This is a genomic window from Enterobacter ludwigii, assembly GCF_001750725.1.
GTDB classification, from domain to species: Bacteria; Pseudomonadota; Gammaproteobacteria; order Enterobacterales; family Enterobacteriaceae; genus Enterobacter; species Enterobacter ludwigii.
This window is the reverse complement of sequence record NZ_CP017279.1, coordinates 1,646,892-1,660,689: the sequence shown is the minus strand read 5'-3', so window position 1 is coordinate 1,660,689 and position 13,798 is coordinate 1,646,892. Positions and strand designations below refer to the sequence as shown.

Sequence of the window (13,798 nt, the reverse complement as noted above, 5' to 3'; positions counted from 1 at the left end):
TCAGCGGCGCGATCTCACCACCTGATACCTGCGCGTTAAATACTCCACCGGCGCGCTCCAGACGTGCACCAGTCGGGTGAAGGGGAAGATCAGGAAAATGGTCATGCCCAGCACCAGATGGACACGGAAGATAAACGCCACGCCCGCCAGATGTTCGGACGAGCCACCGCGGAAGGTCACTACCGACTGCGCCCAGTCCACCAGCTTGAGCATCTCGCTGCCGTCGGGATATTTCGCGGAAAACGGAATGGTGGTGAGCCCAAGAATACACTGCACCAGCAAAATGCAGAGGATCAGGATATCTGCCGTGGAGGAGGTCGCCCGGATACGCGGGTTCGTCAGCCGGCGAATCAATAATCCCGCACCGCCCACCAGCGTGAGCACGCCGCAAACGCCACCCAGAATCATCGCCATCAGCTGTTTCTGCGACATCGGCAGAAACCACGAATAAACCCAGTGCGGCGTCAGCATCCCGAAAAGATGTCCGAAGAAGATCCCCAGGATCCCGATATGGAACAGATTCGACCACAGCACCATGCCGCGCTTATCCAGCATCTGGCTGGAGGAGGCGCGCCAGGTATACTGCCCGTAGTCATAACGAAGCCAGCTTCCCACCAGAAAAACCGTGCCGCACAGGTAGGGGTAAATATCGTAGAAAAAGACGTTCAGAAACTGGATCATTTTGGGCCTCCCGCACTGACGTCGACATACTGCGGGGCAACGTCCTGGCTAAAGCGTCGTTGATATTGCTGCATCGGTGAGGTATCACACGATGTGGCGTTGTCCTCGATAAACTTGACCTGTTCCTCTTCCCAGACGGCGTCCAGCGCCTGGCGGGTATCATCCCGTTTCTCGGTGGAAACCTGTTTCGCCACGCTGTCGCTGGTCAGACGCGTGCCTGCGAGCGTCAGGAGCGCATCGAACAGCTGATAATGCGCCACGCCGCGCTGCTTCAGGCGACCGCCAATCAGCGCCAGGATCGGCGCAACGTTGTGTAGCCCTTCGCGGGCCTCGTCGTCGGTGACGAGGCTGAGATACTCCAGGTAGAGCGGCAGATAGTCCGGCAGCTCGCGACAGTCCAGCTGCAGGCCGGCTTTTTCGTACTGGCTCATCAGGTCGACCATCGCCTGGCCGCGATCGCGGGATTCAGCATGAACGTGCTCAAACAGCAGCAGCGAGGTCGCACGACCCCGCTCAAACACCTCGCACCATTCGGCCTGCTTATCCAGCAGCGCGGCATCCAGATGCTGGCGGGCAAAGGGCAGTAACGCAGGGAGATCCTGTTCTATCAGGGAAAGTGCTTCCTCGCGATTTTCCCATAATGTTTCATCGGGATACTCAATCAGCAGGGCGATGATTTTGAGGATCTGCATCACTCTCCCTCCCCGTGGTCGCGCACTTCGGTGATGTTGATGGCATCTATGCGGCTGCTGTTAAAGAGGTTGAATTTGGTGTCGGAACCGTGGCACCCGTCGCCAAAGGAGAAGCCGCAGCCGTTGCGTTCCGGGAAGGCGTCGCGCGCCATTTCGCGGTGGCTGGTGGGGATCACGAAACGATCTTCGTAGTTGGCAATCGCCAGATAGCGGTACATCTCTTCGACCTGCTCGACGCTAAGGCCCACTTCTTCGATGGCGCGGGTATCGGTCACGCCTTCAACGGTCTGAGAGCGTTTGTAATGACGCATGGCCATCATGCGTTTCAGGGCGCGCAGCACCGGAGCAGGATCGCCCGCGCTGAGCATGTTGGCCAGATACTGCACCGGTATGCGCAGGCTTTCGACCGCCGGTAACACGCCGTCGTTGAGCGGCAGGCCGCCCGCGTCTGCGTAAGACTGGATCGGTGACAACGGCGGAACGTACCAGACCATCGGCAGGGTGCGGTATTCCGGATGCAGCGGCAGGGCCAGCTTCCAGTCCATCGCCATCTTGTAAACCGGGGAACGCTGGGCGGCGTCAATCACGTTCTGCGGAATACCTTGCTTGAAGGCTTCTTCAATGACCGCCGGGTCATGCGGATCAAGGAATACGTCACACTGGCGTTCATAGAGGTCGGTTTCATGTTCGGTGCTGGCCGCTTCTTCAATGCGATCCGCGTCATACAGCAGCACGCCCAGATAGCGAATACGCCCGACGCAGGTCTCCGAACAGACGGTTGGCTGGCCAGACTCAATGCGCGGGTAGCAGAAGATGCATTTCTCCGACTTTCCGCTTTTCCAGTTGAAGTAGATTTTCTTGTACGGGCAACCGCTGATGCACATGCGCCAGCCACGGCATTTGTCCTGGTCAATCAGCACAATGCCGTCTTCTTCACGCTTGTAGATGGCACCGCTCGGGCAGGTGGCCACGCAGCTCGGGTTCAGGCAGTGTTCACACAGGCGCGGCAGGTACATCATGAAGGTGTTTTCAAACTGGCCGTACATCTCCTTCTGGATCTTGTCGAAGTTGCGGTCGCGGGCGCGTTTTTCGAACTCGCCGCCAAGCAGTTCTTCCCAGTTCGGGCCGCCAACAATTTTGTCCATCCGTTTGCCGCTAATCAGCGAGCGCGGGCGGGCCGTCGGGAGGTGATCGCCTTGTGGTGCACGGTGCAGATCCTGGTAATCAAACGTGAAGGGCTCGTAGTAATCATCAATGCCGGGCAGGGACGGGTTGGCAAAGATTTTTGACAGCACGCCCACGCGCCCGCCGAGACGCGGTGTCAGCTTGCCGGTGATCCCGCGTACCCAGCCGCCTTGCCACTCCTCCTGATCTTCCCAGTTTTTCGGGTAGCCAATCCCCGGTTTGGTTTCGACGTTGTTGAACCACGCATATTCCATACCTTCACGCCCGGTCCAGACGTTTTTACAGGTGACCGAGCAGGTGTGACAGCCAATGCATTTGTCGAGATTCAGCACCATTCCAACCTGTGAGCGTATTTTCATTTTTTCGCCTCCTGTACCTGATCCCGACCTTCGCCATCCAGCCAGTTAATGTTTTTCATTTTGCGGATCATGATGAACTCGTCGCGGTTAGAGCCGACGGTGCCGTAATAGTTGAAGCTGTACGCCAGCTGGGCGTAGCCGCCAATCATGTGTGTCGGTTTGGGACAGACGCGCGTCACCGAGTTATGGATCCCGCCGCGACGACCGGTGACTTCTGAACCCGGAATATTCAGGATACGTTCCTGCGCGTGGTACATCATGGTCATGCCCGGCGGGACGCGCTGGCTCACCACTGCCCGGGCGGTCAGGGCCCCGTTGGCGTTGAAGGCTTCGATCCAGTCGTTGTCTTCAATGCCTAACTCTCTGGCATCGGTTTCGCTGATCCAGACGATAGGCCCCCCGCGTGACAGCGTCTGCATCAGCAGGTTTTCACTGTAGGTCGAGTGAATGCCCCATTTCTGGTGTGGCGTCAGGAAGTTCAGCGCCTTCTCCGGGAAGCCGTTCGGCGGGATTTCGCGCATATGGCTAACGCTTCGGGTATCAATCGGTGGGCGATAGGCCACCAGACTCTCCCCGAACGCGCGCATCCACGGATGGTCCTGATACAGCTGCTGACGACCGGAAAGGGTGCGCCAGGGAATAAGCTCGTGAACGTTGGTATAACCGGCGTTATAGGAGACATGCTCGCTCTCAAGGCCCGACCAGGTGGGGCTGGAGATAATTTTCCGCGGCTGGGCCTGAATATCGCGGAAGCGGATTTTCTCATCTTCTTTGTTCAGCGCCAGATGGGTGTGATCGCGACCGGTCAGTTCGCCCAGCGCTTGCCAGGCTCGCACTGCCACCTGGCCATTCGTTTCAGGGGCGAGGGCGAGGATCACTTCAGAGGCGTCAATCGCCGTTTCAATACGCGGGCGTCCTTTTGCCGGGCCATCAAGCTTGACGTAGTTCAGCTTGCCAAGGAAATCGACCTCGCTCTGGGTATTCCATGAAATGCCTTTCCCGCCGTTGCCGAGTTTGTCCATCAGCGGGCCGAGTGAAGTAAAGCGCTCGTAGGTTTCCGGATAATGCCGTTCGACCACCGCAATCGTCGGCGCCGTTTTACCCGGAATGAGATCGCATTCGCCTTTGCGCCAGTCCTGAATATCAAACGGCTGTGACAGTTCCCCCGGGGAGTCGTGCTGCAGCGGCTGCAGTACCACGTCCGTTTCGGTGCCAAGATGGCCGATGCACACCTCTGAGAAAACGCTGGCAATACCTTTGTAGATCTCCCAGTCGCTGCGGGATTCCCAGGCCGGGTCGACGGCAGCTGAAAGCGGATGAATAAACGGATGCATATCCGACGTATTCATGTCGTCTTTTTCATACCATGTCGCAGTGGGCAGCACGATATCGGAGAACAGGCAGGTGCTGGACATGCGGAAATCGAGCGTCACCAGCAGGTCAAGCTTGCCCTCAATGGCCTGAGTTTGCCACTCCACCTCTTCGGGCTTAACGTCATCCGTCGACCCTAAATCCTCGCCCTGGATGCCGCTTTCGGTACCGAGCAGGTATTTGAGCATGTACTCGTGACCTTTCCCCGAAGAACCAAGCAGGTTAGACCGCCAGACAAACAGATTGCGCGGGTGGTTTTTACCGTTGTCAGGCTGTTCGCAGGCGAAACGTATATCGCCCGATTTTAATGCCTGCACGGTGTACTCCTGCGGGGTCATGCCGGCGGCGTCGGCCCGGGCTTTAATGTGCAACGGATTGAGGTTTAACTGCGGTGCCGAGGGCAGCCAGCCCATACGCTCTGCCCGGACGTTAAAATCGATCAGGTGACCGGTGAATTTTGTCGCGTCCGCCAGCGGAGAGAGTAACTCCTGCGCGGTCAGCTTCTCATAACGCCACTGGCAGGCGTGGTTGTAGAAGTACGACGTACTGTTCATCTGGCGCGGGGGACGGTTCCAGTCCAGCGCAAACGCCAGCGGCAGCCAGCCGGTTTGCGGACGCAACTTCTCCTGACCCACATAGTGTGACCAGCCGCCGCCGTTTTGACCCACGCAGCCGCAGAACACCAGCATGTTGATCATCCCACGGTAGTTCATGTCCATGTGGTACCAGTGGTTCACCCCGGCACCGAGGATAATCATCGACCGGCCGTGCGTTTTGTGCGCCGTGTCGGCAAACTCACGGGCAATTTTCTCTATCAGGTAAGCCGGGACGCCGGTGATCTGTTCGCCCCAGGCGGGAGTGTAAGCTTTGATCTGGTCATAGCTGCCCGCCGCGTTGCTGTCTTCCAGACCACGATCGAGACCGTAGTTAGCGAGAATCAGATCGTAGACGCTGACCACCCGTTTCTGGCTGCCATCGGCCAGCATCAGGGTTTTACTCGGTACACGGCGCGTCAGGACCGGATCCTGCTTGACGCTACGGAAGTGTGGATTTTCATTGCCGCCAAAATAGGGGAATGCCACCTCTGCCACGCTGTCGTGGGTAATCAGCAGCGAGAGGGTGAGCTCAGTTTCATGATCTGCCGCCAGCGGCGCCAGGTTCCATTTGCCTTTTTCGCCCCAGCGGAAACCAATGGACCCGTTCGGCACCACCAGATCGCCGGCGATATCAAAGGCGACGGTTTTCCACTCAGCATTATTGGCTTCTCCCAGCCCGTCCGTGAGATCAGAAGCCCGAAGCATCCGCCCCGGCACCACGCGGCCATCGGCCTGTTCATCCAGCAGCACCAGCATCGGCATGTCGGTGTAGCGGCGGCAGTAGTTGAGGAAGTACTCGCTGGGGTTGTCGAGATGGAACTCTTTGAGGATCACGTGGCCCATTGCCATCGTCAGCGCGCTGTCGGTGCCTTGCTTGGGTGCCAGCCACTGATCGCTCAGTTTGGCGACCTCGGAGAAGTCCGGGGTGATGGCCACGGTTTTGGTGCCTTTGTAGCGGACCTCGGTAAAGAAGTGGGCATCTGGCGTACGCGTTTGCGGAACGTTAGACCCCCAGGCAATGATGTAGCTGGAGTTATACCAGTCTGCGGATTCCGGCACGTCGGTCTGCTCGCCCCACGTCATGGGCGAGGCGGGCGGCAAATCACAATACCAGTCATAAAAGCTGAGACAGGTGCCGCCCAGCAGAGAGAGATAACGCGTCCCGGCGGCATACGAGACCATCGACATCGCCGGAATCGGTGAAAAACCGGCCACGCGATCGGGGCCGTAGTGTTTAATGGTCCAGACGTTGGCGGCAGCAATCAGCTGGTTTAGCTCTTTCCAGCTGGAGCGGATAAATCCGCCGTGTCCGCGTGCCTGCTTGTAGCTCCGGCTCTTCTGCGGATCGTTCTGAATGGCATCCCAGGCCAGCACCGGATCGCTGTGTTGCGCCAGCGCGTCACGCCACAGTTCGATCAGCGTGCGGCGCACCAGCGGGTATTTCAGCCGGTTGGCGCTGTAAAGGTACCAGGAATAACTTGCACCGCGCGGGCAGCCGCGCGGCTCGTGGTTAGGCAGGTCGGGGCGGGTACGCGGGTAGTCGGTCTGCTGGGTTTCCCAGGTAACCAGGCCGTTTTTGACGTAGATTTTCCAGCTACAGGAGCCCGTGCAGTTCACGCCATGGGTGGACCGCACAATCTTGTCGAACTGCCATCGCTGTCGGTAGCTGTCCTCCCAGTCACGGTTGGTGTTGTACACCTGCCCGTGTCCACTGGCGAAGCTGTCGCCTTTTTGTTTGAAATAGCGAAAGCGATCCAACAGTTTACTCATGACATTTCTCCTGCTTCGATAGCCTTTTCGGAGAGGGCTGCCCACTCTCAGGCGAATGTGTAATTGTTATTGTTGTGAAGATTTGCGGCCATAAACCAGCCAGGTCACCAGGACGCAGACGATGTAAAACACGAGAAAAACTTTCATGGCACCCACAGGCGAGCCGGTCATGGCCAGCGACGTGCCGAAGGCTTTCGGAATGAAGAACCCGCCGACGGCACCGATGGCGGATATGAAGCCCAGCGCTGCCGCGGTTTCGGTCACTGCTTCATGCTGCGCCTGCTCGTCACTTCCCCCTTGTTGCTTCACGCGGGTGAGGGTGATTTGGCGGAAAATGATGGCAATCATCTGAAACGTTGACCCGCTGCCCAGTCCGGCGGTGAGGAACAGACCCATAAAGACCAGATAGAAGGCGAGAAAACTGCCCGACCCGGAACCGGGAAGCGTCAGGAAAAGCAGGGCGCTGAAAAGCGCCATAAAGACGAAGTTAATCAGGGTGACGCGTACGCCGCCGAGTTTGTCTGAGATCATCCCGCCCGCAGAACGGGCCAGCGCGCCAATCAGTGGGCCAAAAAAAGCCAGATGGAGGATATTGACGTCAGGAAACTGGGTTTTCGACAGCATGGCGAAGCCTGCTGAAAAACCGATAAACGAACCGAAGGTTGCCAGGTAGAGGAGGCTCAGGAGCCACAGGTGAAAACGTTTTAACACCGGTAGCTGGCTGGCAATCGTGGCCTTAGAGCTCGCGATGTCATTCATGCCGAAAAACGCCGCAATCGTGGCCAGCAGGAGAAGGGGCGCCCAAATCCACGCGGCATTGGCCAGCCACATCGTTGAGCCGTCATCCTGCGGCACGCCGTTTACGCCGAGAAAGGTGAACATGGGCAGGAAGATCACCAGCGGCGCGACCAGCTGCATTACGCTCACGCCCAGATTCCCCAGCCCGCCGTTAATCCCCAGGGCGCTACCCTGTTTCGTTTTCGGGAAGAAGAAGCTGATATTGCCCATGCTGGAGGCGAAGTTAGCGCCGGCAAAACCACACAGCAGCGCGATGACGATAAAGATCCAGTAGGGAGTGGCAGTGTCCTGAATCGCGATCCCTAACCAGACGCAGGGAACAATCAGGATCACCGTGCTTAACACCGTCCAGTAGCGTCCACCAAAGAGAGGAACCATAAACGAATAGGGGACGCGCAATATCGCACCGGACAGGGAGGGTAAGGCTGTTAGCATAAAAAGCTGGTCGGTGGAAAAATTAAATCCAACTTTATTCAGATTGACCGCAATGGCACTAAATAACATCCATACGCAAAACGCTAATAACAGGCAAGCCACAGAAATTAAAAGATTTCTTCGGGCAATATGCTTTCCTTTATTTTCCCAGAATTGCGCGTTTTCGGGTTTCCAGTTGCTCAGCAGATAAGGATTATTCTTCTCACTTTGTTGTGACATGTCGCCCTCTTGCTTAACCATAAAAAGAAAAAATGGAGTAAAAACAGGTGGATGTCTGACGGTGTGTTTCTGGAATTATTGGATGGTTTGGGATACATCTGAAAGGATAGATAAAAAAGCGAATCCCTGAGCCGGGAGGGGAAATAAGGGTTCGCTTAATGTGTTACGAATTGTAAGTGAGGGCTGTTAATACTCATAAGTGAGTATTAACACAATTCCAGAGAGATTAATTTATCAAGATGGTTATTAAAGGCATCGTCGTCCATCTCTGGGATATCTAATATATAAATGCCGTCCAGGCCACACACCAGACCAATTAAACGCCAGGCAATATTTTCTGGCCGATCGCCCGGGGTAAAATCTCCCGCGTCAGTGCCTGCTTTGATAAGGGCGACGGTCTCCTGGTGCCACATCTCCATGGTCAGTACATATGCGCCCCTGATGTCCGTATCCCGGCTTGCCAGGATCTGCGCCTCACGCCACAGGCGAATATAGGGCTCAAACCGGCCATCATCGCTGCCGAGCATGGCATGCAGCTGATGTCGCCAGCTGGCCTGCTTGCCGACCACATCCGCATCCAGCAGTTCACGGATCAACCGCACAAAAGCCAGCGATTTTAGCTCCCCGCCAGAGGTGAAATGGTGGTGGACCTGTCCGGTGGCGACGCCGGCTTCGGCGGCAATTCGCCGTACCGTCATTGCGGAAAGTCCGTCAGAGAGCGCCACGCGCATAGCGGCCTGTAAAATCTCTTCCCGCCTTTCATCCTTGCTCAGATATCGCATTTTCACTCACTCTTAATGGGACTGAAACAAGTGTAACAAAAAGCTGGACACTCGTTCAACTTTACGTAGGATCGCAAGCTGGACATGTGTCCATGATTTAAAAGAAAAGGAAATTTATGTTTCGTCAGTGGTTAGCGTTAGTCATTATCGTGCTGGTGTATATCCCGGTGGCGATCGACGCGACGGTACTGCACGTAGCGGCGCCGACGTTGAGTATGACGCTGGGTGCCAGCGGTAACGAATTATTGTGGATCATCGATATATACTCGCTGGTGATGGCGGGGATGGTGCTGCCGATGGGCGCACTGGGTGACCGCATTGGTTTTAAACGGTTGTTGATAATTGGCAGTACGCTGTTTGGCTTGTCATCGCTGGCAGCTGCATTTGCGCCTTCAGCAGGATGGCTGATTGCTGCCCGCGCCTCGCTGGCGATTGGGGCGGCGATGATCATCCCGGCCACGCTTGCGGGGATCCGCACGTTGTTCGTTAATGCGCGCGATCGCAACATCGCGCTTGGGGTCTGGGCCGCCGTCGGTTCAGGCGGTGCGGCGTTTGGTCCGTTGATTGGCGGTATGTTGCTGGAGCATTTTTACTGGGGATCGGTCTTTTTGATCAACGTGCCGATCGTGGTCATCGTTGTTTCCCTTGCCGCGCGTCTGGTGCCTCGTCAACAGGGACGCCCGGAACAGCCGCTGAATATTGCCCATGCAATCATGCTGATTGTGGCGATATTGCTGCTGGTCTACAGCGCGAAAACCGCGCTCAAAGGGGTGCTTTCTCCGTGGCTGGTGGCAATGACGCTGCTCACCGGAGCGGTGATGCTGATGATCTTTGTGCGGATCCAGCTTCGCGCCCGCGTGCCGATGATCGACATGCGTCTGTTCTGTCATCGCATTATTTTAAGCGGTGTCGTGATGGCGATGACCGCCATGATCGCGCTGGTGGGGTTTGAGCTGTTGATGGCCCAGGAGCTGCAGTTTGTGCATGGCTTTACGCCATTTGAAGCGGGGATGTTTATGCTGCCGCTGATGGTTGCCAGCGGGTTTAGCGGGCCGATTGCCGGTGTGCTGGTCGGTCGTCTGGGGCTGCGGCTGGTGGCGGCAGGTGGAATGGGGCTGAGTGCCGTCAGCTTTATCGGTCTGTCACTGCTCGACTTCAGCACGCAGCACTGGCAGGCATGGAGTCTGATGGTGCTGCTGGGCTTCAGTGCCGCCAGTGCGCTGCTGGCCTCAACCTCGGCAATTATGGCGGCTGCGCCAAAAGAGAAAGCGGCTGCCGCAGGGGCGATTGAAACCATGTCCTATGAGCTGGGCGCAGGGTTGGGCATTGCCATTTTTGGTCTGCTGCTAACCCGCAGCTTCTCGGCGTCAATTGTCCTGCCGCAGGGACTGAGCGCGACGCTGGCCGATAAGGCCTCGTCATCGATTGGCGAAGCGGTAAACGTGGCGCAGAGCCTGACTCCAGGGCTGGCGGAGTCGTTAATTGCGGCGGCAAAAACGGCCTTTATCACGTCACACAGCGTGGCGTTAGGCAGTGCTGGCGCAATGTTACTGGTGCTGGCGGTCGGGATTTGGTTTAGCCTGGCAAACGTACCGAAACAGTAAAAAACAGGCCCGGTGGCGCGATGCTTACCGGGCAACCCTCAGTGTGCGTCATGGGGAGTCAGCAGGCAGCGCTTGTCGTGTGCTTCAATTTCGGTGCCGCTAAAGCGCGCGTATTGCCCGGTCAGGCCAAAGAATGCGGGTTGCGTTTCAGTATAGATTTCAGCGGCAAGTATCAGACGGCGACGTTCGTCTTCGCTCATCTCAAGCTGCGTCCAGGGAATGAAATAGCGCGTCGTTGAGCGTGCGGTCAGCGTGAACCACAGCGGGCAACCGCATCCGGGACAAAACCAGCGTTCGCCGCGCGCAGATGACGTGAAATGAGAGGGGGCTATCGACTCTTCTTCCACAAGCGGTTGACCCTGCGCTTCCAGATACATGGCCATTCCCCCCGACCATTTCTGGCACTGGGTACAGTGGCAGGCATAGACGTCGAAGTTGTTGAGGGAAACGCTGAATTGGCTCATCCCACACAGGCAGCGTCCTTTGAAAATATGCATGGCGTGCTCCTTTATTACGCCAGTCAAACCGAATAAAAAAAGCCAGCCACGAAGGCTGGCTTTTTTATACTAACAAATCTTAGAACTGGTAGGTCAGACCAACAGCAACGATGTTGTCGGTAGAAACGCCAGCTGCTTTAGTGAAGCTGCTGTCGTCAACCAGGTTGATTTTGTAATCAACGTAGGTAGACATGTTTTTGTTGAAGTAGTAGCTCGCGCCAACGTCAACGTATTCAACCAGATCCTGGTCGCCGTATGTACCAATGTCTTTACCTTTGGATTTCAGGTAAGCAATGGATGGACGCAGACCGAAGTCGAACTGGTACTGAGCAACCACTTCGAAGTTCTGCGCTTTGTTAGCGATGAAACCGCTACCGAAGTTGGTCATGTTACGGGTTTCAGAGTAGGTGGTTGCCAGGTAGATGTTGTTGGCATCGTACTTCAGACCCGCAGCCCATACTTCGGCGTTTTCGCCGCCTGCATTCAGATTGCTTGCAGCAGCAACCTGACGGTCAGTACGGTCAGATTTCGCGTAGGTAGCACCTACACCGAAGCCTTCGAATTCATAAGTAGAAGACAGACCCCAGCCGTCACCGTTCGCTTCGGTGATGTCGTTACGGTCGTTTTTACCCTGGTACTGAGCAGCCACGTTCAGGCCATCAACCAGACCGAAGAAGTCGGTGTTACGGTAAGTTGCAACGCCAGTCGTACGGCCAGTCATAAAGCCATCAGTCTGAGTCCAGGTATCACCACCGAATTCTGGCAGAACGTCAGTCCATGCGCCGATATCGTAAGCAACACCGTAGTTACGACCGTAGTCGAAAGAACCGAATTCGTTGAATTTCAGGCCCGCGAATGCCAGACGGGTTTTGTTGCCGTCAGAACCCTGAGATTCAGAGCGGTTGCCTTTGAACTCGTATTCCCACTGGCCGTAACCGGTCATCTGGTCGTTGATCTGAGTTTCACCTTTGAAGCCCAGACGAACATAGGTTTTGTCGCCGTCGTTGCCAGCGTCATCAGAGAAATAGTGCAGACCTGTTACTTTGCCGTACAGATCCAGTTTGTTACCGTCTTTGTTAAAAACTTCAGCCGCGTTTACAACGCCTGCTGCCAACATGGAAGTCACTGCCACTGCAACTAATTTAAGTTTCATCTTAAATATTCCTTATAATTTTCTTCAGTATTTCCTGAGCCACTTTGAATGATTTCTAAACGAGGCTAATCATCAATGGCATGCTATTTTTAAGAATCTTGTAGTAGGGTTTCAATAATAAGTTTCAAAATATTAGCAATAATTTCAATTAGTGTGATCCGGATCGGATAAATTGCGGCTGTAACGAATGAGATGGTGGGGATTTGTGCATTTTTTGATGAATTATTCAACAAAACCATTGGCCGCAATATAGTTTTCGGCCATTTTAGTTTCTTTTGTTAATTGTCGGTATTTTCTGTCTTTTTGCGCATTTGATATAAATGTCAGCCGTTTAAAATCAATGGGTTAACTATTCCATTGTACGGGATAATCGTTGTTGGACATGAAACACACAGAAACACACTATTGCACTTTGTGCTATATACATTGTTAATATTCGCAAGGGATTAATAACGTAACGGTGTCAAGTTATGTCAATAAAAGACGACGGGGATTTACGAAAGGGCGGTAATATAAACAGAATCTAAACGGCTTTTCTAACGCGCCGATCATTATTTTGACGCGCGATCACATATTAAATTTATGTTAATTCCCGCCGGGCGATTATGGACCCGGCAGAAGATAGCGATATTATTTTCGCGTGGCGTACCAGCACAACAATGACCCGGCACAAACCATTAATGCGCCTTGCCAGAAAGAAAACGAGAGGGGGGAATTCAGCAATACGGCAGCGAGTGCTGCTGAGAGTACAGGCGTGAAATAGGATACCGCTGCGAGTACCGTGACGTTGCCATGAAGAATACCGATATTCCATGCCGCATAGCCAAACCCCAGTGCGACGCTGCACATGATGAGCTTTACGACCACCGGGAGAGTAAACACCATTTGCGGCTGTTCGCTGAACGCATATTTCACCCACAGACTGAGCGCGGTGAGCAGCACGAAAAGCGTTATCCCGTTTTGCCCGTTGGCAAACTTACTGGTGACGGTGCAGTAAGCCGCCCAGATAAAAGCCCCGGCGAACGCCAGCGCGTAGCTGAGCGGGCTTGAGATGACATTACGCATGATGTCATCAAGATGTAGCCCTTGTTCTCCGCCTAATACCCAACAGACGCCCAACAATGAGACGGCTAAGCCCGGGATCACCCACAGGGTGGACCGTTGGCCGTTAAATAAAATGGCAAACACTATCGTCAGGCTTGGCCAGAGATAATTGACCATTCCCACTTCGATAGCCTGGGAGCGCGTTGCGGCATAGCCTAACGACAGGGCGAGGCAAATTTCATAGCTGACAAACAGCACGCTGCCGGCAATAAGATACCGGGGTGAAAACCGTCTGATATCAGGAAATCCTACCGTCACCAGGCACAGTAATCCGCTGAGGGTGTATATCATTGCGGCGCCTCCCACCGGTCCCAGCCCCTCACTGACGCTACGAATGAGGCCAACCATGGTGCTCCACAACAGTATCGCCGCCAGTCCCGTGAGCGTTGCTCTCTTTCTGTCCATAACCCTGCCACCGCTATAAAAATCAAAGGAAAAATTTATAGCATTAATCCTCCTGCCATCGCGAATTATTCTCTTAAGTCTTTAATCAAAAAGAGGTATTTAAATTCCGTGGGGGTGACTATTAAGGGGGTGAAGACAAGTGACCTT

Annotated in this window: 10 protein-coding genes; 1 reads left to right on the top strand and 9 read right to left on the bottom strand. The window is 55.0% G+C overall.

Annotation, left to right across the window (positions count from 1 at the left end; translation table 11 throughout):
- From narI to BH714_RS07770, 6 genes are all read right to left on the bottom strand, one after another.
- The gene (gene narI, locus BH714_RS07795; protein ID WP_014170231.1) at positions 1 to 681 is read right to left on the bottom strand and encodes a respiratory nitrate reductase subunit gamma; all 681 of its coding nucleotides are present in this window, start codon (positions 679 to 681) and stop codon (positions 1 to 3) included.
- A complete protein-coding gene (gene narW, locus BH714_RS07790; RefSeq protein ID WP_025204126.1) occupies positions 678 to 1,373 on the bottom strand; it encodes a nitrate reductase molybdenum cofactor assembly chaperone in 696 nt (231 codons plus the stop codon). Before narW ends, narI begins: the two co-directional genes overlap by 4 nt.
- On the bottom strand, positions 1,373 to 2,917 hold the full coding sequence (gene narH, locus BH714_RS07785) for a nitrate reductase subunit beta (RefSeq protein WP_020884050.1): 1,545 nt from the start codon (positions 2,915 to 2,917) through the stop codon (positions 1,373 to 1,375). The genes narW and narH overlap by 1 nt, the downstream gene beginning before the upstream one ends.
- Positions 2,914 to 6,654 carry a nitrate reductase subunit alpha gene (locus BH714_RS07780; protein ID WP_040017575.1) on the bottom strand — a complete coding sequence of 1,247 codons (3,741 nt, stop codon included), beginning with the start codon at positions 6,652 to 6,654 and terminating at the stop codon, positions 2,914 to 2,916. The genes narH and BH714_RS07780 overlap by 4 nt, the downstream gene beginning before the upstream one ends.
- 66 nt (positions 6,655 to 6,720) lie before the next feature.
- Positions 6,721 to 8,106: a NarK family nitrate/nitrite MFS transporter gene (locus tag BH714_RS07775; protein ID WP_025204128.1), complete on the bottom strand. Its 1,386-nt coding sequence runs from the start codon at positions 8,104 to 8,106 to the stop codon at positions 6,721 to 6,723.
- A gap of 206 nt (positions 8,107 to 8,312) precedes the next feature.
- Complete coding sequence (locus tag BH714_RS07770; protein ID WP_040017574.1) at positions 8,313 to 8,888, bottom strand: TetR family transcriptional regulator; 576 nt, start codon at positions 8,886 to 8,888, stop codon at positions 8,313 to 8,315.
- Positions 8,889 to 9,004: 116 nt separating this feature from the next.
- Between BH714_RS07770 and BH714_RS07765 the strand changes: the two genes are divergently transcribed.
- Positions 9,005 to 10,492, top strand: a complete 1,488-nt coding sequence (locus tag BH714_RS07765; RefSeq protein ID WP_040017572.1) for an MFS transporter — start codon at positions 9,005 to 9,007, stop codon at positions 10,490 to 10,492.
- 38 nt (positions 10,493 to 10,530) lie between these two features.
- On the opposite strand, the gene BH714_RS07760 is transcribed toward BH714_RS07765, so the two are convergent.
- From BH714_RS07760 to yddG, 3 genes are all read right to left on the bottom strand, one after another.
- Positions 10,531 to 10,989: a GFA family protein gene (locus BH714_RS07760; protein WP_020884055.1), complete on the bottom strand. Its 459-nt coding sequence runs from the start codon at positions 10,987 to 10,989 to the stop codon at positions 10,531 to 10,533.
- 79 nt (positions 10,990 to 11,068) lie between these two features.
- Complete coding sequence (ompD, locus tag BH714_RS07755; protein ID WP_020884056.1) at positions 11,069 to 12,142, bottom strand: porin OmpD; 1,074 nt, start codon at positions 12,140 to 12,142, stop codon at positions 11,069 to 11,071.
- A gap of 630 nt (positions 12,143 to 12,772) precedes the next feature.
- Positions 12,773 to 13,651, bottom strand: a complete 879-nt coding sequence (gene yddG, locus BH714_RS07750) for an aromatic amino acid DMT transporter YddG (RefSeq protein ID WP_014170222.1) — start codon at positions 13,649 to 13,651, stop codon at positions 12,773 to 12,775.
- Positions 13,652 to 13,798: the final 147 nt, after the last annotated feature.